This window comes from Pelistega sp. MC2, assembly GCF_900099475.1.
GTDB lineage: Bacteria > Pseudomonadota > Gammaproteobacteria > Burkholderiales > Burkholderiaceae_B > Taylorella > Taylorella indica.
Window position 1 is genome coordinate 70,009 of sequence record NZ_LT628276.1, and the last position, 21,653, is coordinate 91,661.

Annotated in this window: 16 protein-coding genes; 2 read left to right on the forward strand and 14 right to left on the reverse strand. The window is 38.3% G+C overall.

The window, feature by feature from the left end; genetic code table 11:
- Positions 1 to 87: 87 nt before the first annotated feature.
- The 13 genes from tssF to tssJ all read right to left on the reverse strand — a co-directional run bounded on the left by tssF (position 88) and on the right by tssJ (position 17,387).
- Complete coding sequence (gene tssF, locus BQ4443_RS10740; protein ID WP_071059057.1) at positions 88 to 1,974, reverse strand: type VI secretion system baseplate subunit TssF; 1,887 nt, start codon at positions 1,972 to 1,974, stop codon at positions 88 to 90.
- Between the two features lie 2 nt (positions 1,975 to 1,976).
- A complete protein-coding gene (gene tssE, locus BQ4443_RS10745) occupies positions 1,977 to 2,519 on the reverse strand; it encodes a type VI secretion system baseplate subunit TssE (RefSeq protein WP_023952854.1) in 543 nt (180 codons plus the stop codon).
- A 14-nt stretch (positions 2,520 to 2,533) separates the two neighbouring features.
- Positions 2,534 to 3,346, reverse strand: a complete 813-nt coding sequence (locus tag BQ4443_RS10750) for a type VI secretion system accessory protein TagJ (RefSeq protein ID WP_071059058.1) — start codon at positions 3,344 to 3,346, stop codon at positions 2,534 to 2,536.
- A gap of 97 nt (positions 3,347 to 3,443) precedes the next feature.
- Positions 3,444 to 3,929, reverse strand: a complete 486-nt coding sequence (locus BQ4443_RS10755) for an Hcp family type VI secretion system effector (RefSeq protein ID WP_023952858.1) — start codon at positions 3,927 to 3,929, stop codon at positions 3,444 to 3,446.
- A gap of 58 nt (positions 3,930 to 3,987) precedes the next feature.
- Positions 3,988 to 5,475, reverse strand: coding sequence for a type VI secretion system contractile sheath large subunit (gene tssC / locus BQ4443_RS10760; RefSeq protein ID WP_173391513.1), 1,488 nt, complete (start codon positions 5,473 to 5,475; stop codon positions 3,988 to 3,990).
- Between the two features lie 21 nt (positions 5,476 to 5,496).
- The gene (gene tssB, locus BQ4443_RS10765) at positions 5,497 to 6,048 is read right to left on the reverse strand and encodes a type VI secretion system contractile sheath small subunit (protein WP_071059059.1); all 552 of its coding nucleotides are present in this window, start codon (positions 6,046 to 6,048) and stop codon (positions 5,497 to 5,499) included.
- Between the two features lie 42 nt (positions 6,049 to 6,090).
- Entirely contained in the window at positions 6,091 to 7,134 is a 1,044-nt protein-coding gene (gene tssA / locus BQ4443_RS10770; protein WP_071059060.1) for a type VI secretion system protein TssA, read from the reverse strand.
- Between the two features lie 114 nt (positions 7,135 to 7,248).
- Positions 7,249 to 9,873: a hypothetical protein gene (locus tag BQ4443_RS10775; RefSeq protein ID WP_071059061.1), complete on the reverse strand. Its 2,625-nt coding sequence runs from the start codon at positions 9,871 to 9,873 to the stop codon at positions 7,249 to 7,251.
- 9 nt (positions 9,874 to 9,882) lie between these two features.
- Positions 9,883 to 10,593 carry a type VI secretion system-associated protein TagF gene (gene tagF / locus BQ4443_RS10780; RefSeq protein WP_023953198.1) on the reverse strand — a complete coding sequence of 237 codons (711 nt, stop codon included), beginning with the start codon at positions 10,591 to 10,593 and terminating at the stop codon, positions 9,883 to 9,885.
- Positions 10,594 to 10,596: 3 nt separating this feature from the next.
- Positions 10,597 to 14,226 (reverse strand): type VI secretion system membrane subunit TssM, encoded by a 3,630-nt coding sequence (tssM, locus tag BQ4443_RS10785; RefSeq protein WP_023953196.1) that lies wholly within the window; start codon positions 14,224 to 14,226, stop codon positions 10,597 to 10,599.
- Positions 14,227 to 14,256: 30 nt separating this feature from the next.
- Positions 14,257 to 15,519: a DotU family type VI secretion system protein gene (locus BQ4443_RS10790; protein ID WP_031274888.1), complete on the reverse strand. Its 1,263-nt coding sequence runs from the start codon at positions 15,517 to 15,519 to the stop codon at positions 14,257 to 14,259.
- 5 nt (positions 15,520 to 15,524) lie between these two features.
- Complete coding sequence (gene tssK, locus BQ4443_RS10795) at positions 15,525 to 16,862, reverse strand: type VI secretion system baseplate subunit TssK (RefSeq protein WP_071059062.1); 1,338 nt, start codon at positions 16,860 to 16,862, stop codon at positions 15,525 to 15,527.
- 15 nt (positions 16,863 to 16,877) lie between these two features.
- Positions 16,878 to 17,387, reverse strand: coding sequence for a type VI secretion system lipoprotein TssJ (tssJ, locus tag BQ4443_RS10800; protein ID WP_023953190.1), 510 nt, complete (start codon positions 17,385 to 17,387; stop codon positions 16,878 to 16,880).
- Positions 17,388 to 17,607: 220 nt separating this feature from the next.
- On the opposite strand from tssJ, the gene BQ4443_RS10805 reads away from it, so the two are divergent.
- The gene (locus BQ4443_RS10805; RefSeq protein ID WP_071059063.1) at positions 17,608 to 18,057 is read left to right on the forward strand and encodes a TssQ family T6SS-associated lipoprotein; all 450 of its coding nucleotides are present in this window, start codon (positions 17,608 to 17,610) and stop codon (positions 18,055 to 18,057) included.
- Between the two features lie 36 nt (positions 18,058 to 18,093).
- On the forward strand, positions 18,094 to 18,882 hold the full coding sequence (locus BQ4443_RS10810; RefSeq protein ID WP_023953186.1) for an FHA domain-containing protein: 789 nt from the start codon (positions 18,094 to 18,096) through the stop codon (positions 18,880 to 18,882).
- Between the two features lie 108 nt (positions 18,883 to 18,990).
- Here BQ4443_RS10810 and tssH read toward each other — a convergent pair whose 3' ends face one another.
- The gene (gene tssH / locus BQ4443_RS10815; protein WP_071059064.1) at positions 18,991 to 21,612 is read right to left on the reverse strand and encodes a type VI secretion system ATPase TssH; all 2,622 of its coding nucleotides are present in this window, start codon (positions 21,610 to 21,612) and stop codon (positions 18,991 to 18,993) included.
- Positions 21,613 to 21,653 lie beyond the last annotated feature (41 nt).

The following is a 21,653-nucleotide window of genomic DNA, read 5'->3' on the forward strand; positions in this document are numbered from 1 at the left end:
GCTTTAACAACGCTCAATAGTAACAAGAGTGCACGCAATCTTTATGACAAGTAGACGTTAATTTGTATCTTTAAGATACAAATCACCCTAGACTGAAGGACGACCTCCACGTTGAGGTTTCCAACAAGCAATCATGCCAGACTGTAAGCTATTGAGCTGTAATTCCGTCATCATATTGATAGAGACATGCCTAGCAAAGAACTGATTAAGCACCGCCCCAAAAAGGTATGGACTAATACCAGCAAATTCATTTTCATCGACTTCTACACTAATTTTTACACCTCGACCAAACACGATAGGCCCAGGAATAGGCATACGTTGATATGTTGGGGATATCGCTATATGTTTAATACTCTGAATTTGTTTTGCTAATAATGGATCACCTAATTCAGCATAAATACTGAGAATATCTCTAATAGCCTGAGCACCCTCATCCGGACTACTATCTAATAAACTTAAATAGTTTAGACTCAAATGACTAATCAAGCGCCATGCCGTATCTCCTTTAGCTAAAGCAGCTCGAGGACGTGTTGGTAATTTGATAAAAGCAATATCCGTAATAGGAATAGAATTGTTATAGCGGAAATCTACTTTAGCACCCGTATTAAAAATTAAAGGCACGTCACGATTTGTGCACATAGCTTTAATCTCTAAACTCACAATATCTTGACTAAATGGAGGAGCATTTTTATCCACAAGAGCGATAAATACTTCACTGCCTAAATAACTAGATCTTCCCCCATCACGACTCGCTATATCAGATATTTTTCGAGGCTCACGGCGAATAGAATAATAAGCAGCCGCATTTTTATCTTCAACACCTAAAGAGTCAAACATAGGCGTAAACTCTTGGCTAGTATTCTTATCCAACATCGCTCCTTTCACAGAAAGTAAGCGATACACCTCATAATCTAGTGGTTTCGTTCGGTCAATCACTACATGATACTCATGTAAATGTGAATCGACCGTAATTCGATTGGCATTGATAGGGAATAAATTGATTACTGGTACACAATGCAATTGCAAATTTTCCTCAGTAATATTTCCCTCTAATTCATGACAAACCTTATCTAGTAAAAAAATTAATTCAAAGGTTTTGCTCTCTAGTACATCGGCATGCTTTTTAAAAACATCCTTTAATCCGTGAAGACTAAAAAACATAAATTTAGCAGGACAAGCAAAATACTCTTGCAGAATCCTATAACCATGGAATACCCTTGCATCAGCAGGTAATAAAGCTTCATCAAGACTGAACCCATCATGCGTAATATGTTGTGAATCTAGATAATCAAACCATGGTGACACTGAATCTGTCTGACGACAAATCACCCCAGCACTATGGGCAAGAATCATTTCTAACAGCTTATGGGTATAAACACTTTCACCATTTAGAAAAAACTGAATACTATCTAGGTTTTCTAAATCTTTAAGTGTTGCGCCACCCACTATTTTAAATTGCACTTTTAGTACACCACGTACCGTTTTATTATTAGTTAATGTCTTTATCGTATTAACAGGTAAGTCACCCAGTGTATTTACATATTGTGCGGAGGTAATAGTAATAGGATGAATGTTAATAGCATTACCCGTCACAAATCGACATTCTGTATTTTGAATACGTGCACGTAACAGTGTATTTTTTTCAATACAAGCACCATCACTTGCCCCTTTGGTTTTATTATTTGGCTCAAACCGAACCACGCCCATAGAAGGGGTAGGCGCTGTAAACCCAGGATACAACACTTCCAATAAATTCTGTGTAAATTGGGGAAACTCAGCATCCATTTTCATATGGATACGAGCTGTCAGGAAACTAAACCCCTCCATCAGTCTTTCGACATAAGGATCAGCCACTTCCAAGCCTTGCATTCCCAAACGTCCAGCAATTTTTGGGTATTGATTTGCAAACTCTTTACCCATCTCATGCATATAGGCTAATTCTTTATTGTAATAGTCTAAAAAGTCGTCCTGCATGCTTAGTTACCATCCTCTTTCATCTCAATATGACCAGACTCTAAATCAATTTCTGTTTTTACATAAAACTCTACTGGATATGGGTTACACCAAAGCATGCCTTTAATAATCAAAAACAGCACATTGTAATGTTCCAAGTCATGGGTTTCCTGAACACATGTCACTTCTAAATCATCAGGTAACAATCGAGGCTCAAAATTCAAAATAGCTTGTAATACTTTCTCCTCAATTTCGTGAGGATCAATCTCAGACATACGTTGACCAGCCATAGGGGTTATCCCAAAATTAATACTGGACTGTTTCACATATTCCAAGCCATCTAACTCTTTAATAGATTCTAAGTTCACTGTATTTAACAGCCACGCTAAATCTCTCAACACAGCTCTTTTAAGTTGATCGGCATTCATTATGTTGCTATCAAGGGCTTCTGTCTTTTTTTCAGGGGCGTTATCCGTTAAACGATCCAATAACACTGGCAATAACTTGTCCTCATTAGCCTGCCCGCCCTTGGATATTTGCCTAAATGCTTTATTTCTTGTATACATAAACCTATCAATGCTTAAGCATCACTTGGATGATTAAACACCATTTCTTTTATATCTAATAAGGCAACATCACCTTCATCAGTAATCAGCATTTTCTGCCCAATACCCTGATAATGATCTTCCGATAAAAGTACCCACTCTGTTCTATGACTTAGATTAGCTTGATCGTCTTGTTCGGTATAAGACACTAACGGTACGTAACGAACAGGTATAAGTCCTACTAAGGTTCGACCGTCTAATAAAAGTAACTCTACTTGTGCCCAGACTAAATCACTTAAACCCTGAGCCTGAATAAAACGAATTTTCTCGATCAATGTAAAAGGAATCCAACCATAACGACCATTATTGATAAACTCACAAATCGGACCTAAACGGCTATCCCCATCACATATCCATTCAAATGTTTTATTTTCATCTGAAAACAAGGTTAAACTGCCTGCAACTTCTGGAGCCATCTCTAACGCCTGTTGGCGTAGCATAGCAGCCTTTTCTTTGTCTTGTTCTTCTAATGCCGCCATAAGCAATGCCATCCACTCTTCTGCCTCACCAAAAATGGCTGGTCTTTCCTTACCCTGCAACACTTGCTCACGTTGACTCTCTGCATTAATAGCGCCGACATATACCAACGCAAGTGGTTGAGCTTGAGTATTCATTTCAGCACTTAATTTAATTTGTTCTACCGCCTTAGCCCAATTTCCCTGTAATGAAAATAGCTGAAATAAATACGCACGCAAATCAGCATCTTGAGGTTTTTTGCGAACTTTATCTTTTACCTCATCAAGTACTTCTTGAATAGATTTTGTCTTAAATATTTGTACATTGATCATTAAAATACCCTCAAAAAAGAGAAAAGCTAACCTAACTAATATGCTTTAGATTAGGTTAGCTCCATTTCAAACTAGCTACTTAGAGCTTTAGACTCAATTAAGCAACTGCTTTGTTTTGCTTAATGTCATAAGCAACAACAGATTCAGCACCTTTGCCACCTTTATCAGATTGCTCCCAGTACTGTTGTTTGATTTTCGCAGCTTGGAATGCATAGCTAACCATCATTGCATCACCATCTTTATCACCAGTGTATTGAACAGATGTTACTAATACATCTTCTAAAGTGATACGAGAGTATTCGATTTGTTCGCCACCAGCTTTGCAAACTGATACTTCGATTTTGCTTAGGTGTTTACCAGTTGCACAATGTTTCATTACTGCTGGAGCAGCACGATCAATACGAGCAACAATGTGTAAATCGTTGAAACTGGCTTTACCAGTACCACCGCCACCACCAGTAGCCATAGAGCCAGGTTGTGTAGCACCCCAAGCAAAAGATTCAATATCAGTCCAGTCTTTATGGTTAGAATCTTTAGATTCGCCATTAGCACCTTCGATTTTCATATACATATCAACTGCCATAATTTTTCCCCAAAAAAAAGTTAAATTAATACACTTTTACAAGTACGAAAATAATAAATTACCCTTCATTTTGTTTAAGAGAAGGTAATTTTGATACTAACCGTAAGGAAACGGTTAATCCTTCCAACTGATAATGAGGACGCAAGAAGAATTTTGCCGCATAGTAACCAGGATTATCTTCAATCTCTGTTACTTGAACCTCAGCTGCCGCTAAAGGTTTGCGTGCTTTTGTTTCTTGCGATGAGTTAATTGGGTCCCCATCAACATAGTTCATAATCCAATTATTTAGCCAACGTTCCATATCATCACGTTCACTAAATGAGCCTACTTTATCTCGCACAATACATTTCAAGTAATGGGCAAAACGACAGCAAGCAAATAAATAAGGTAATCGAGCCGCTAAGCGAGCATTAGCCGTTGCATCTGGATCATCAAATTCTGCGGGTTTTTGTAAAGATTGAGCACCAATAAAGGCAGCAAAATCAGAGTTTTTACGATGAACCAATGGCATAAAACCATTTTTAGCTAACTCAGCCTCACGTCTATCACTAATCGCAATTTCCGTTGGACACTTCATGTCCACACCACCGTCATCAGTTGGGAAGGTGTGGCAAGGTAAGTTATCTACTGCTCCACCAGACTCAACCCCACGAATAGAGGTGCACCAGCCATACTCTTTGAATGAGCGATTAATATTGGTTGCCATTGCATAAGCAGAATTTGCCCATGTATAGTGGTCATGTGATGCACTATCCGTATCCTCTTCAAAATCAAACTCATCTACAGGGTTTGTATGAGCACCATACGGTAAGCGTGCTAAGAATCTTGGCATTGTCAAGCCTAAGTAACGAGAATCATCAGATTCTCTCAAGCTTCTCCATGCCGCATATTCCGTATTACTAAAGATTTTTGTTAAATCACGTGGATTAGAAAGCTCTTGCCAACTATCCATTTGCATTACAGATGGTGATGCACCAGAGATAAATGGACAATGTGCTGCCGCACCAATACGAGCCATTTCACCTAATAATTCCACATCTGGAGGACTATGATCAAAATGATAATCACCCACAATACAACCAATTGGCTCTCCACCAAATTGACCATACTCTTCTTCATAAATACGTTTAAAGATGGGGCTTTGATCCCAAGCAACCCCTTTATGGCGTTTTAAGGTACGACCTAGTTCTTTTTTACTGATGCACATAAAACGTATTTTTAGTTGCTCATCCGTTTCTGTGTTATTTACTAGATAGTGCAAACCTCTCCAAGCACCTTCTAATTGTTGAAAATCAGCATGATGTAGAATTTGATTAATTTGATCCGATAATTTACGATCAATTTCCGCAATAATATTTTGAATAGTCGTATAAGAATCAGAGCTCATTGTCACTGCGTTTTCTAATGCTTGCGCTGCCAATGTTTTTACTGCACTCTCAACTGCTTCACGAGCCTGATCTGTTTTAGGTTTAAACTCTTTTTTCAATAAAGACGATAAACCATCGGCTTCAAGTTTGTTACTACTTAACTCTTGTTGAGCATTCATTTTAGTCATAACACATTATCCTTATTCTTCAGTATCTTGCCGCACATCTTTTACTTCTTCAGTCGGTTTAGGTGTAGCAGCTAGTGTTTTTAACAGGGCTGGATTTTCTAATAGCTGGTTAATTAAATTTTCTGCGCCTGTCTTACCATCCATATACGTCAATAAGTTAGCTAACTCAGTTCTTGCCTCTAATAATTTAGCTAAAGGCTCTACTTTTTTAGCAATATGTGCTGGATTAAAATCATCCATACTTTCAAATGTCATATCAATGCTTAATACACCTTCACCAGAGAGTGTATTGGGAACTTGAAATGCCACGCGAGGCTGTACGGCTTTCATTCTTTCATCAAAGTTATCTACATCGATATCTAAGAATTTTCTTTCACCGACATCAGCTTGCTCTTGCAATGACTTACCTGTTAAATCTGCCATCACAGCCATTACAAATGGTAATTGAACAGTACGCTCAGCACCATAAATCTCCACATCGTATTCAATCTGAACACGTGGCGCACGATTTCTAGCAATAAATTTTTGCCCACTAGTTTTTTTCTTGCGACTTAGATTTGACATTTTTTCTCCGTAGTTTTAATTTATGACTGTTCTATATAACCCTTAATCTTCTTCCTTTGGAAGCCACATATCAAATTGCTCATGGCTATTTGGCGTTAGATTTTTTAGCATTTCATAGAAATTCAAAGGAATAGTCTGCTGAACCCTTTTAATTAAAAACGGAGCTGGATGACTAGGCTCAAAAACCTCAAAATATGCACTCGCCTTCTCTAAAGCTAACATAGCATCCGCTCTGGTCTTAATTTGCACCTCACGCCAAGAAGTCACTTTTATACTCTCAGTAGCAGGAGCAGACTCTGCATCAGTAACAACATCAACCGTATTACCACTCTCTACCTGATTATCAGTAGACTCCTCATCCTCACTTGACTCTACATTCTCCAACAAACCAACCAAGGACTTGAATAACTCACTCACCCCTTTGAAATCAGGAGCCCATTCAAAACCTAATTTCTCAGCAACCAACTCTTTAATCTGCTCAAGAGCAGAGTTAACCTCTTCAATAGCTAAAACCAAAGGATCACTAGATTGCTTTCCTTGATAAAGCATTTGCCCCAAACGAACTTTACCCCCAGGAAAATCATCCGCTCTATTTCCTTCAATAATTTGTTCGGCATCTCTTAACGTTAATTTTTCGTATGATTCTGTCAAAATTAACGACTGCTTTAAACTCGGCACAATACTTTGCAAATCCACTAATGCCAGAATGGTATTCATTCTTGGCATAGGGTCTTCATACCCATCATCCTCTACGACTAGTGGATAAACAGCATCCCAAAATTCATTGAGTGCATGCCTAACAATTGTTAGCCCTTGTGCATATCCAATTATGCCTCTTTGCGCTGTCCATGCCCATGTCAAAATTGCAAGAATGCGTAAATCACAAGTTCTCGCGCATAAACTAATCGCCAAGTTTTCAACCTTCGACCAATCAGGGGCTTGAGCCTCAATAATTGTATTTCCAAATTGTTGCTCTGGTCTTAGCTGCGCCAATTGGTTTAAGCTTAAAAAATCTGCGTCATACTCAAGATTAGAGCCACAATCGGTATTACTAAATTGAGCAAATAATTCTTCAAATGTCATCATATTTAAAGCACTTTTTCAACTTGTATATATCGCTTTCCTACAAGTTATTAAAAACGTTAACAATATACAAAACTGTTATTACAGAAATGTTTCTCTTTACAATTTTTAACTATTTTAAAATTTATGAATCACTGTCGTAGTCTCTCCAGCCTTCACGGTAATGTTATATCTAACAGGCAAATCATTACCATTGTTAATCACAATACTATAGTTACCCTCTTTCAACGTAATACTATTTAACGGTGGGCTTGCTCCACGTGTTTTACCATTCACAGAAATATTGCCCCATGGATGAATCTTAAAGACTACAGTGCCTTCTTTGGCCGCTATAGCTTGAGACTTTTTATGTTTTTGTTCAGTTAATGTCCGCTCTTTGTTATTAGTCAACTCTTGTTTCTGACTCTCAAGATTTTTTTGTTTCATCTCTTTATCAGCAACCAAAGCCGTGGAACTCGTTAGCTTGTCTACGGATGTTTTTGCATTATTCGCTCGTAAGGCCTCTTGCTCCGCCTTTTCTTGCTCCGCTTGTTCTCTTGCAAGACGCTTTTTAACTTCTTCTGCTTTGATTTTGTCTGCTTTTATTTGAGCCTCAAGTTTCTCTTCCGCCTTTTGTTTTGCTGCTTCTTCATCGGCTAAGCGTTTTTCTTCTTCAGCCTTTTGTTTAGCCGCTTGTTCATCCGCTAAACGTTTTTCTTCTTCCGCCTTTTGTTTGGCTGCTTGCTCATCCGCCAAACGTTTTTCTTCTTCAGCCTTTTGTTTGGCCGCTTGCTCATCGGCTAAGTGTTTTTCTTCCTCAGCCTTTTGTTTAGCCGCTTGCTCATCCGCTAAACGTTTTTCTTCTTCCGCTTTTTGTTTCGCCACTTGCTCATCCGCTAAGCGTTTTTCTTCTTCCGCCTTTTGTTTGGCTGCTTGCTCATCCGCCAAACGTTTTTCTTCCTCAGCCTTTTGTTTGGCTGCTTGCTCATCCGCTAAACGTTTTTCTTCCTCAGCCTTTTGTTGGGCCGCTTGCTCATCCGCTAAGCGTTTTTCTTCCTCAGCCTTTTGTTTGGCCGCTTGCTCATCCGCTAAACGTTTTTCTTCTTCAGCCTTTTGCTTTGCGGCTTGCTCATCGGCTAAACGTTTTTCTTCTTCCGCCTTTTGTTGTTCTGTCTCAGACGGTTTATTAGCATCTTCTGGCTGGGCTTTATTTTCAGATGCTAATGTTGACTCTTTACTGGACATAAAAGGCAGTCCTTTTTGTATCGCATAAAGTAGTCCTCCAATGACTAGTGCCAATAAAGCAATCCAAACGGGTAGCTTAGAAGATTTATTTTTTTGATTCTTTTTTAAATAAGCTTGTTGCATTTTTAAGGCATCGAATTGCTCATCATTTTCTTCATCCTCAGATTCTTGACTTGTTGTTATTGGTTTAGCATCACTCGCTGGCTTATTTTCTGATGTTGTTGCTTGCTCAACAGTTTCCTCGCTCTCATTGGCACGTTGCAACTGTTGTTCATATAAACTTTGTTCACGACTTTTAGTGATAGATGGTGCATTTAGATTGGTATTAGTTGCGGTTTCACTAACACTCAAGCCTTCACTAAATTGTTCATTTGGTACATTCGCCCCTTTTGTACTAACTGGCGTCTCATGTCCTGTTGTTTGATTAACATTAGCAGATTGAGTAGGTACTTTATGGACCTCAGTAGGTGGGGTAGCGATTGCACTTGTTCCCTGATTCTCCCCCATAGAAAGCGTCGCTAAAATATCCGCGATATCATTATTTTCTACTTGACCATCTGTACTATCAGCTATTGGTGTTTCTGTTTCGCTATTTACTGGTACTGAACTCAGCTCTGTTGAATCTTTTGCGTGTTGTGCTAAGGTTTCTGTAGATAAAGTATCCTCTAACACGATGTTTTCATTTACACTATTCTTAACAGACTCTTCTTGTACATCATTGAGCTGCTTAGTTTCAATACCATGATAAAAATCTTTTTCTGATACAGTTGGCTCAGAAACATCAACTTTAGGCAAACTATTTTCTATTCCTGCTGTATCTGCAATAGAGTTTTCTGTATTTTCAGACGTATTCGTACCAGTAGCTATAGTAGCTCCAGCTATGGCTGCTCCAGTAGCGATTGTAGCACCACTAACCGCTGCAACATTTGTAGACTTAACCTTAACAGTTTCTTCTACCTCCACCCCTAAGAGATCAGCAAACTCAGCAAACGTATCTAGTCTATTGGCTTGCTCAATCCCCGTAGCCATATCAATTACACGTAAAGTCTGGCGATTAATCCCAACTTCTTTAAACTGACTTAATCGTGGTTGATCTTGCAAAAGACGATCAATTGCACTTTGTGGTGGTGTTTTTAGAATCAACGTCCTAATTAACATCCCTAAGCCGTAGACATCAGTTTGTTGATTTATTTGCCAAGCTGCATCATCCGTCATTAATTCAAACGCAGCGTAGTCAGGATATATAGCTGTTTGATTGGGTGTTTTAACATCACTAATACCAAAATTTGGAATAAGATGGTAGCGTCCTAGTTTATCTACGAAAACCGTGTCTAAAGACCAAACTCCATAGATTTTATGTTGTTGATATAAGGCAACTAGCTCGCCACTAATATCACTTACTAAGTCTTGGATATTTTCAATATTTACAGGATTTTTCCAGATATCAGCCTCTTTCAATGGTTGCCAAAGAGGATTCACCGTTTTCAAAATCTCTTCAAATTGTGTATTAATTGACATAAATATCACCTAACTAAATAATGTATTAAATAAACTCATATTGGGCATTCCACCATGTACAAATGACTTGTACGCTGCGCCGGTCGCTTGACTTGTCCACCAAAAACTATTTGATCCTTCTGGACGAAAAACAGCGTTTAAATCTCGCCATGTCAGCTCCGGATGATTTAAATTTTCTATCGGTGGTTTTTCATGTCCCTCATTAAGAATAGACAAAATATCACCTGCATTGTCCATTGGTTTTTCTGATGTTGCACGAGGTAACATACCCGTCATACTTAAATGAGCAGCACTCACCAGACGCTCAAACTGTTCTGGATTGCAGCCATGTGAGACAGCACTTTTTAAAGCACTTCCCAAATTTGTATAAAATCTCACTGATCCAAGTAAAATCTCTTCGTGATAGGCTTCTGGTGGAATAGACAATGTACACAACAAAGGATATAGTCGCCCCACTCTATCTCTACTCGGTGCGATACAACCTAATTGAACAGTACGACTTCCAAAATTTGCAGGAATAATAAAATTCCAGATAGGTGCATGTAAGAAATTCCTCACATTTTTCTCATCACTTTTGATTACAATCAAGCCTTGCTCTAACCATCGATGCCACCACTCCACCACATCAATAGGTAAACGTCTTTGAAAGAAGTCTCCACCCGCTGGTAACTTTCCATACCACCCTAATTTTGAAATCAACTGATCAATAGATAATGTCATAGATTAATTTTTCCCCGGGCAAGTAAACCCTCGCATTTCAGCAAGACGGAAAGGACTTTTTGCTGAATAAGAAGTGAATTCTAGTGTTACCGCCCTCCCGCCGAGATTGAATGTTGCATACACGACTTCTGGCGATTTTCCTGGACGTAATCTGGCACGATCTAGCAACCGATTAAGCGCCCAAGGACCTGAGGTACTGAGTCCAGATGTACCTACTTGCGGACTCACATTCATGGACACTTGATTGCTACCTTGTTTTCCTGGCCACTCCACTGTAATCCCAACCTGTGGTCCATGCTCATATGTCAATACTTGACCATCCACATTTAAAATAAATTGAGTAATACTGGCATCCATCTCGATAGGTTTGATAGCCACCTTAAATGATGGCTCATTTCTACCTGCCGCAAAATAAACGTCCCTAATCACACTTGCTTTTTCAAATGAGGTTAAGAATTGTGCCATTCCTCCAAGATTTCCATCAATACTTGGTTTAAAACGCCATGGCCGAGTAGACATATCAACCATATCCATTAAATTTTGTTGAAAAAAAGTATCCATCATTTGCCCAGGCGCAAAAAATCTAGCGAAATCATTAGGCGCAATATCTCTACCAGAATTAGCAAAGGGATAGCGTCCTGCTATGGCTCTACGACAAAAAGTCCCAAGCACCGCATTCACATTAGCACCGACATTTTCCTGCTGTTCTGCACTAATTTTCTTTGTAGCCGCTGACGATAGCGTATCAAGCATTCCCCCTATCACAGGAGGTAAACGTCCTGCCTCTGCTTGCATTTTTGACACTACCTCACCCGGGGGTAATGTTGTTTTGGTTCTTAAAGACGTATCAGCTGCTGTTAGATATGTATAAAATTCACCGAGTAAGGAAATCGTCCCATCAATCGGTGGCGGAACACCCTGACCACTACTCGTTGCTAACTCATGGTATTCAATAAAATGGTTATCCACCATTTCTTCTAGTTTTTCAGGCTCTGCATCCTTTCTCACTAAATTCGCTGTTTGCACTGGTCCAACAATACTCGTCAATGATGATGAAAGACCTGTAGCACTATCTTTCGCCCTATCAATAATTGATTTCTCATTATTCGTATCATTTCTTAAAAGAGTGGTTTCATTAGCCACACCTTTAATAAATTTAGTCAACGGTGAATTAGTGGAAGATAGGCTACGCACCACTTCGATACTACGCACTAATGAATCCGGCTTAATCAGAACAATATCGTCTAAATACTTATCCCACTCTTTAATGTAATCATTAAAATATAATTTACGAACATCACCTACTAGTTTTTTATCACTACCGTCAGCAAACTGTTTGTTATCAATGTTCAATACCCACGTATCGTCTTTGCGTAAACGGATAGTCTCCTCTTCAATACGTTTATTAAAAACATTCCAATAGCCATTAAAAGAATATAGTGCATTCACCCCCTCATTCAGAGGTTTTCCACTTTTCCGGGTAAAAACCGTAGGTGCTTGTACACCTCCTAGCGTCACCACAGTCACATCAGAACTCTTTGCACTAGAAAGAATACGTTTAATTCGACTATAAGCTCGTACGGAAATATCATGAGCATCTAAATTGTCTCTAACTTGTTGAATGAGCTTTTCATCCTTAGGAAAGGGAGATACAAAAATACCTTGATCTAATAAGTAATCAATATGTTTTTCTAATGACTGATACTGCTCCGTTGTAAAGTCAGGTGGCAATGTCTTACTTAAATCAACCATTAACCATGTCTTCATGTAAGAACGATCAAAATGCGATGAATCATACATCATTAGATACGCCCTTAATGCCTCATACGAGGTCTCTAAATCAGCTGGACTAACTTGCCTTAATGAGGTTTCAACTCTTCTTGCTAAACCAGGAACCAAAACATATTTGATAGTTTCGTCATAAACACTCTTAGCGGCTGAATACAGTTTATTCCCTTGGTATAAACCAAATTGATACGTCATCGGCTCATCATCGACAACAAAATTCTCTCCATCGGGCAGGGTTGAAACTTTATTTAGAAAAGGTAATAACGCTAATACATCTGAATCTTGGTTAGCTTTTATATCATCGCCAACTTTGACTACGGCAGGTATTTTGTCATTCACATAGTCAATATACTGGCTATTATTGCTATAGCTTAATCCCCAAGCAATCAACGCTAGAAGCAATGCTCCCCCTACACCACAATAGCCTAGCCATTGTATTTTGCGATAACGTTTTTCCCATTTAAGATTTAGCCCAGCTAAACCAGACTCTCTAAATACAATTTCTTGTAAAAGACTCTTTAAGAAATAACTTTTACCTTGACTACTTGGGTGCAGTTTATCTTGTGAAGAAATACCATCAATGCGTAAATATTGTTTTAATTGCGATGTTACTTTATCGAAACTCAAACCGCCTTGTGTACCACTCGTAAAATAAACACCTCGTGGAATAATCTTGGATTCAAATTTACTGACAGAGAATACATCTGCCAAAAACATTCCCAATACCATACGTAAATTCGCAAATTGTTGTGGCAATATATAAGCAGAAGCACGTTGCTCATCTGATTGATTTCGAATTAACACATCAGGCAAGGCATCAAATAAACGCTCTTGCAATAAAGTAAACTCTTTATCAAATGCTGGTAAGAATTTAAAACCAGCCTCTTGGGATTGTTCATACGGTAACGTAAAGCCCCATACTTGAGCCTGCTCTTCCAAACTTAAATCATGGAAATAAGCTTCAAATCCATGTAATAGGTCAACCTTGGTAACCATGACATAAACAGGAAAATGAATTCCGAGCTCATCTCTTAACTCTTGCAAGCGTCTTTTTAATACCAACGCATGTTGTGCTCTATCTGTCGCATTAGACCCTAATAAATCAGACACACTAACAGTCAAAATCACGCCATTAATTGGTTGGCGTGTCCGATATTTCGTTAATAAATCTAAGAATCCCTTCCACTCTTGTTCATCACCTGTAGGATCACTTTCATGTGTGGTATACCGTCCTGCTGTATCTAATAACACCGCTTCATCTGTAAACCACCAATCACAGTTTTTAGTACCACCAACGCCCTTTAAAGCCACCTTACCAAATTTTTCAGCAAGTGGAAACGTTAATCCTGAGTTAATTAATGCTGTCGTTTTACCTGAACCCGGTGCGCCAATAAACACATACCAAGGTAATTGATATAAATATTGTTTTGAAAAGTCGCCACCAAATAAGCTACGCTCTTTACCTTCAAATTTAGATTGTTTGAGTAGTTGGATAGCCTCATCGAATCGTTCTGACAGTAACTTTATTTCTGCTCTTTCTTCTTCTGGAAGTTCTTCTATTTTTTTACTGTTTTTAGATTTATGCAATTGACCTAAGAGCTGTGAATTAAGTCTCGCCTCACGCCATTTACGCCAAATAAATCGTATCAACCATATACCAAAAATGGCACTGATAACATAGATACGAATTAATTCATCCTCAAGTGGATACCATTGACCCACTGCTATTGACGGACCGATAAACCAAATCAACCAAGCCAAAATGAGAAGACCCACAAATGTCCACAAACTTCGACTAAATAAGAAACTAAAAATTCTATTGATAAAATTGACAAAAAAATTCATGTATTTGCTCTTTTACGTTAACTTATTCGCCTATTTAACTGGTGACACAAGAAGAGTAATTTCCACTCGTCTATTTTTCGCACGATTCTCTGCTGTATCATTTGGAGCAACAGGATTAGCCTCACCCTTACCCTCTGCCCTCACACGATTTTTGTTGTTAAGTCTGACTTCAAGTAATTGCTTAACCGCATCTGCTCGTGCTTGAGATAATTCCCAGTTTGATGGGAAACGCAATGTTTTGATAGGAACGTTATCACTATAACCTGAGACTAAAATATTGCCTTCTACACCATTTAAAGCATCTGCTACCCTAGATAGAACAGGGAGGTATTGCTGACGAATTTGATTAGATCCAGATTCAAACAAACCATCGCCACGTAAAATCACCACACTACGGTCAGCCTCATCTCGCACAACAAGGAGATCTTCACGAATTTCTGATGCTAAAAAATTAGCTAAACGATCTGGGACTGGTGCTTGAGAAACGATTGCTTTTTTCTCAACCAATTGAGGAGGCTGAATTTTTACAATATCTCTAAACAATGCATCAGACTTATCACCTAATGACCAAGAGAATCCCCAATATAAAAGAATACCTGCCATGAGAGCAGCTAAAGCAACTACCCATAAAGATATCGGTAACCGTTTTAACTGGTTGACAATTTCTTCCGCTTGCCAATTCAGCGATAATTTCTGTGGGTATTTCCCTCGGGTGTTATTCAGCAGCAATAGTAAACGTTGTTTCAGTGTTTCAAGTTGCGAACGCCCATTATCAATGACACGATATCTACCCTCAAACCCAAGCATTAAGCAGTAATACATGAGCTCTAGAAAATTAAGATGAGCTGGCGCATTTTGTGATAATTTGGCTAATAATTGGAAAAACTTTTCACCACCCCATGTTTCATTATGAAAAGTAACCAATAAACTTTTTCCTGACCATTGCCCATTCATACCCCATGGCGTTAAGGCACATGCCTCATCTAAGGCTGTACATAGACAATAACGAGCCCCAAGAATCGTTTCATTATTAATGCCCATGGCTTGTGCACGTAACTCAAATTGACGAATCTCATCAATCAAACGATCACGTAATAAATCAATATTTTCATGCTCTTTAGAATGACGTATTTGTGGCAATAAAGTTAGCAGAGAGTTAGCTGCTGCTACTAAAGGATTAGAGCCACTTATCACATAATCATCTGGTCGCAACTCTACTTGTTGCGCAGAATCAGGCATGGCTACCTGATTCCAAACTCCCATCTTGGAGTCCATATAATCCGAAGAGGACATTACAATCACCTATTAGTTTTTACAGCCCAAAATCTCATATCCAGACCAGGGAAATCCCCTGCTAAATGCAGTGCTAATGCGGCACTTCTCTCAAATTGTTGCCACATATCCCCTTTCTTCTCAAGGCTAAAATAGGTATAGCCCGCATGATAAGGTAGAGCAGAAGGTACCTGATCGATTTGACGTAAATGAATACCTGGTAATTGCAAATGCACCAATTCTTTCATCTTCTCTGTTGAGCCCAGTTTGACTTGCGTTGGGAATGTTTTGCGTAATATGTCATCAGGCATATCCGCCTTAACAGCCAAGATAAAGTCAGATGTCTTAAATAAGCCCTTGTCTTTAACATTACCTGTGCGTAAACCGTGTCCTTTGTCATCAAGCGGAATGACGATATAAGCATCTTCAAAGACAATATTCAGTGCATTATTCAGTTGTGACATCAAGCTTTCTAAACTTGGCTTTAAATCATCATGTACATAGACAGGAATATCATCCAAAGAAATACTCTCTGGATGGAACATTGCCATTTCAGCCACTAGCATCACTAGATGACGGAAAAATATTTCTGGGTGCAAATACTTTAATGTGTTTAAATGCTTAAACAGGATAAGATTGCGATTAATAATCCCCAAAATAATCGTTTCCACATAGGTGCTTGAACTCGTTCTATTTTTAGGGGTGATTCGCTCTGATAATTTCTCAGAACGATAACTTAATAATGAAATAACATCTTGCAAATGGTTTTTTAATGTATTCTTCACAAGGTGACAATTTAATGTTGGCTGAATATATGAGAAATTCATTAATACAGAATTATCATTTGCCCTGCCTTGGAAATCAGCGATAGGCAAGATTTCCCAGTTTGAGTCAATTTCCTGTTGAGTCAATAGGCGATAAACAGGTTTCGCAAACTGAATAGTTACTTCGTTTAATGCCACATTAGTAACATCTACCACCTCTTGTTCAACAACACGATACCTTGCCAATGAATTATCTTTTTCCTCATAATCCACTTCTTGAAGTGATGCCTTTTTAGAGGGAATAGCTAAGTAGAGCATTTGATTATTTTTCAAATTCTCTAAGGGATAACTTGCTAAATCTGTATCCTTTAGCTCAAACACAGTACCGTCAGGAAAAACGCCCGTTGCCTTAATAATATTAAATTTATTTTGTTTTAATAAATGTGTATCTATCTCTAATTCTGAAAATCCCCAATAGTAATGACCCAAGGTCTGCAACATAAGAAACTGTTGGTTGCTAAGAAGACTTTCTTGTTGTTGAAAATGTTGAGGGCGTAAAAACATCCCCTCAGTCCACAATATTTTTTTATTTTCATTCATTCTTTAATATTTCCTTTATTTTTTTGTCGGCACTACGCTTAAGCCTTGTTCACCCACCTCAAGCTGAATCCTGACTTCATCTGGTGAAAACTGCCAGAACTTATAAAAATTTGTTGTTTCCGCTTCTGGTAAATCAATCAATAATCGCCATTTTGCATTATGGATATCTCGATAACCAGCAATAATGCCTAGCATTTTGGCTTGTAAATTTCCTTCTGACTTAAACTCTTTTGTCTCTCCCGGTGATAGCACAACACTGCTTACTCCCAACATTTGATCACCCAATGCTTGTCTTGCATCTTTCTGTAAAGAGAAATAATCGCTTTGATTAAAAGCGTTAGAACTGTTTAATTCATAAACAATCACTTTGATAGGGTGTGCTTTCCCTGTTTGACCCGCATTGACATTATTCGTGGCTTTAAGCTCCAATACATACGGAACAGCCAATTTACTCTCAGTTGATGCACAAGCAACCAATAAAAAAGTACTCATACATAAAGCAATATATCTAATCCAAATTTTCATATTCTCTTTTCAAAAACTGTTGTGTATATCGAACAAAAAAAGTTATGATTTCTACCGTCAAAAAATGGTAAATATAACCATCTATAATTGAATAGGTTATGTTTTTAATTTGCGACGCCATATATGATGCGCTTAAATTAATAACTAAAAACAATCCCTTTCTTATTATTCACAATAATTGTTATAGTATCGTTACGAAAATATTACTTTGGAGTTAAAAATGAGACAAAATCGTTCACTTCTAATTGGTGTTTTAATGTCATCTCTGCTATTAGTAGGGTGTGCAAGCAAACAAATGGCGGATATCGATCCTAATTCTCCATTCAGTCCAGCTGAACAAATTATCTTAAAAGATATCAATTCAAACTTTACAGCAGCCAATTATGACAACGTCATTGATAAAGTAAATAACACACCTGAAGTCTCAACAGGGACACTTGCATTCCGCTCCGAAGCGCTTAAATACAAGGCTTTCAGTGAGTGTTTATTAGAAAAGACCAAAGATTGCGCCTCTTCTTTCAAAAAAATTCTTAAAGCCGATCCAACGTTTGAATTAGCGGACTCTGAAAAAAACCATCCTATGTGGGGCAAAGTTTTTGCGAAAGAAAAACGCATGTTAACTAGAAAATCAACTAAAGCAAAATCAAAAAAACGCGCTAAAAGAAAATAAACATTTAGTCACTAATTATTTTAAATTTTAATTATTATGCAATTATCTATTACAGATAAAAGCCATAGTGTTTCTGTTCATCAAGTAACTCCTCCTGGAGTTACTTTGGGCAGAGCAAGTACTAATCATATTGTTTTGACGGATGAGTCAAAACAAATTAGTTTGATGCAAGCCATTATCAGAGTACAAAATAGAGAAACTTTAATTTTAAAGAATATGGGCTCTCTGGAAATCCAAGTCAATCAAACATCTCTCCCTCTCGGCAAAGAGATAGTAGTACATGCTGGCGATAACATTAGAATTGGCGATTATACCTGTACAGTATCAAAATTACCCTCAGCACCAACAGTAATGCCCATGCCAAATCAACCAGCCATGACGGGGCACTATACAGCCATATCGCCTAAAAATACTGGATTTATCCCTGAAAAAACAACACCTACTCAAGCCATTGAGGAAGATATATTGGGGTTAAACAGTACTGCACCTACAACTCAGCAGCCGATTAATTACACAAAAGATATCTTTGCTGAACTACTGGGTGTTGATGCTGTTCCAATAGGTGCTTCACATGCTAATTTACATCCCTTTGAATTTAATTCAAAACTAGATAAAAATTTTCATGACCCGCTAAGCAATTTAGATACGAGAATTAGCATTGAACAAGAAAATGACCCTTTAAAAATCATCGCATCTGATGGAAATGAGCATCTAAATAAAAATATTTTCAGTAATCCAAAACCATCGACACTTAATATTGATGACTCAAGAGTCAATTTGACAGAATTAGATCGCCTATTAGATGAGATTAATCAAAAGCACTAATCATTACTAATAAAGCCTAATCAGTAATAAACTGATTAGGCTTTAAATCACGGCCACTATTCTTTAGTAATAATTTGGGTAAACTGCCCTTCTTTATATTTAAAGCTTTTATGCGTAGTGATATACAAACTCGCCGTCTTTAGCATCTAGTGTCAAAGACGTAATCTGTTCACCATTCATAGTGCTTTCTAAAATGCGATGGCTTACATTTGGCAAGACAGTATTTGTTAAAATCGCATCCACCATGCGCCCACCAGACTCCACCTCAGTACAACGATTCACAATCAATTGGACAGCCTCTGGTGAAACAGTAAACTGAATACCATGGTTTTGAAGTAAGCGTTTTTCAATGCGTGATAATTGCAACTTAACAATATTTCCTAGCATTTCATCAGACAATGGGAAATACGGCACTACCACTAGTCTACCAAGTAAGGCAGCAGGGAATGTTTTTAATAATGGTTCCCTAAGAACGGCTGTTAATCCTTCAGCATCTGGCATCAGGTCAGGATCCTTACAAACATCCATAATGCGATCAGTTCCAACATTAGAGGTCAATATAATAACTGTGTTTTTAAAATCAATATAACGACCTTCTCCATCTTCCATCCAGCCTTTATCAAAGACTTGGAAAAATATCTCATGTACATCTGGATGTGCTTTTTCTACCTCATCTAATAGCACCACACTATAGGGACGACGACGTACAGCCTCAGTTAATACACCCCCCTCACCATAACCAACATATCCTGGTGGGGCACCTTTTAGTGTGGAAACAGTATGAGCCTCTTGGAACTCACTCATATTGATAGTGATTAAATTTTGTTCACCCCCATAAAGTGATTCCGCTAATGCTAATGCCGTTTCAGTCTTACCCACACCACTCGGACCACAAAGCATGAATACGCCTACAGGTTTATTAGGATCTGTTAATTTAGCCCTAGATGTTTGAATTCTGCGTACAATAGTATCTAAACCATGACGTTGTCCAATAACACGCTTTTCTAGTGTATCAGCAAGCTGTAATACCGAATTTGCCTCATCTTTCACCATACGTCCAACAGGAATACCCGTCCAATCAGCCACAACAGAGGCAATAGCATTGGCATCAACAGACGGGAAAATCAATGGTTGATCTCCTTGTAGCACCAATAACTCTTGCTGTACCTGTTGTAATTCTTGTCTTGCTTGTTCTTTTTCTTGCTGATCTTCTAAATTCTCATCTTGAAGAATCGCTCTTAATTCAAACACTTTTTCCGTTAATTCTTTTTCTTTTTCCCATTTCTCTTGATAGACCACTAAGTCCTCTCTCAAGGCTTTAAGTTCAGCCTCTATCTCAACAAGCCTAGCCGATCTATCCATGCCTAAACGAAGCTCTCGTTCAGTAATTTGCTTTTCCGTTTCTAAATGCTCAATTCTGCGCTCTGTATCTTCTAATTCCGCTGGTTTGGCATACTGACTCACCGCAACCCGTGCACACGCTGTATCTAATAAAGCGACTGCCTTATCCGGTAATTGACGCGCAGGAATATAACGATGCGATAAACGAACAGCCGCATCAATAGCTTCATCTAGTAATAACACCTTATGATGCTTTTCTAAATAAGCACTGATACCTCGCAACATAATGATTGCCTTTTGTTCATCTGGCTCGTGTACTTGTACCACTTGGAAGCGACGCGTTAAGGCAGGATCTTTTTCAATATATTTTTTATATTCCGCCCATGTTGTTGCACCAATAGTACGTAATTGACCTCGTGCCAATACAGGTTTTAATAGATTAGCCGCATCACTCGTGCCTGCATTACCACCTGCGCCAATGAGTGTATGAATTTCATCAATAAACAACACTATTGGTTTTTCACTTGATTGCACCTCATCAATGACTTGACGCAATCGTGCTTCAAACTCCCCTTTCATACTTGCTCCTGCTTGTAATAAGCCGATATCAAGTAAGTACAGAGAAACATCTCGTAAACTTTCTGGCACATCACCTTGTGCTAGGCGCAAGGCTAAGCCCTCTACAACTGCTGTTTTACCAACACCTGCTTCACCAGTTAAAAGAGGATTATTTTGACGACGACGCATCAAAATATCAATCATTTGACGGATTTCCTCATCACGACCAGACACAGGGTCAATCTCGTGATTTCTTGCCTTCTCCGTCATATCTACCGCATATTGTTTTAATGCCGTTTGTTCTTTAGCGCCTGGGGCAACTTTTTGCTCAGATAAGCCAACGCTATCTTTTTCTTCAGCCGATCCTTTGACAATGCTTAATAACTTATCCGCAAGAACGTCTGGAATGATTTTTTTAAACTCAGCACTGATGCTATATAAAACGTTGCGTAATGAATTAGTTTTTAGAATACCTAATAATAAATAAGCACTGCGAATTCTAGCATCGCCATACTTTAGCGAACCATATACCCAAGCTCTTTCAGTAGCACTATCGATATGCTCTGACAAATCAGATACTGAACTCGCTCCAGTTGGTAGCTCACCCAAAGCAGTAACAATGCCTTCCTCTATCAAGTTAACTCTAACCTCAAAAAACTGCATGATTTTTTGCCAGTCACTATTATGTTCATGCATAATTTGATGAAACCAGTGTACTAATTCAACATAAGGATTACCGCGCAATTTACAAAATGATGTAGCCCCTTCTAATGATTTATAGAGCAAAGGATTAAGCTTCCCAAATAATTCAGTACGATTAATTTCTGACATAACAATAAACAAAAAGAAATGGATAATTTGAGAAATATACC

Excerpts from the sequence above, each read along its gene's own strand:
- tssH (WP_071059064.1), bottom strand. The coding sequence starts at position 21,612 with ATGTCAGAAATTAATCGTACTGAATTATTTGGGAAGCTTAATCCTTTG.
- tssB (WP_071059059.1), bottom strand. The coding sequence starts at position 6,048 with ATGTCAAATCTAAGTCGCAAGAAAAAAACTAGTGGGCAAAAATTTATT.
- tssJ (WP_023953190.1), bottom strand. The coding sequence starts at position 17,387 with ATGAAAATTTGGATTAGATATATTGCTTTATGTATGAGTACTTTTTTA.
- BQ4443_RS10810 (WP_023953186.1), top strand. The coding sequence starts at position 18,094 with ATGCAATTATCTATTACAGATAAAAGCCATAGTGTTTCTGTTCATCAA.
- tssM (WP_023953196.1), bottom strand. The coding sequence starts at position 14,226 with ATGAATTTTTTTGTCAATTTTATCAATAGAATTTTTAGTTTCTTATTT.
- BQ4443_RS10755 (WP_023952858.1), bottom strand. The coding sequence starts at position 3,929 with ATGGCAGTTGATATGTATATGAAAATCGAAGGTGCTAATGGCGAATCT.
- tssE (WP_023952854.1), bottom strand. The coding sequence starts at position 2,519 with ATGTATACAAGAAATAAAGCATTTAGGCAAATATCCAAGGGCGGGCAG.
- tssK (WP_071059062.1), bottom strand. The coding sequence starts at position 16,862 with ATGAATGAAAATAAAAAAATATTGTGGACTGAGGGGATGTTTTTACGC.
- tssA (WP_071059060.1), bottom strand. The coding sequence starts at position 7,134 with ATGATGACATTTGAAGAATTATTTGCTCAATTTAGTAATACCGATTGT.
- tssF (WP_071059057.1), bottom strand. The coding sequence starts at position 1,974 with ATGCAGGACGACTTTTTAGACTATTACAATAAAGAATTAGCCTATATG.
- tagF (WP_023953198.1), bottom strand. The coding sequence starts at position 10,593 with ATGACATTATCTATTGATCAGTTGATTTCAAAATTAGGGTGGTATGGA.
- tssC (WP_173391513.1), bottom strand. The coding sequence starts at position 5,475 with ATGAATGCTCAACAAGAGTTAAGTAGTAACAAACTTGAAGCCGATGGT.
- BQ4443_RS10790 (WP_031274888.1), bottom strand. The coding sequence starts at position 15,519 with ATGTCCTCTTCGGATTATATGGACTCCAAGATGGGAGTTTGGAATCAG.
- BQ4443_RS10775 (WP_071059061.1), bottom strand. The coding sequence starts at position 9,873 with ATGTCAATTAATACACAATTTGAAGAGATTTTGAAAACGGTGAATCCT.
- BQ4443_RS10805 (WP_071059063.1), top strand. The coding sequence starts at position 17,608 with ATGAGACAAAATCGTTCACTTCTAATTGGTGTTTTAATGTCATCTCTG.
- BQ4443_RS10750 (WP_071059058.1), bottom strand. The coding sequence starts at position 3,346 with ATGATCAATGTACAAATATTTAAGACAAAATCTATTCAAGAAGTACTT.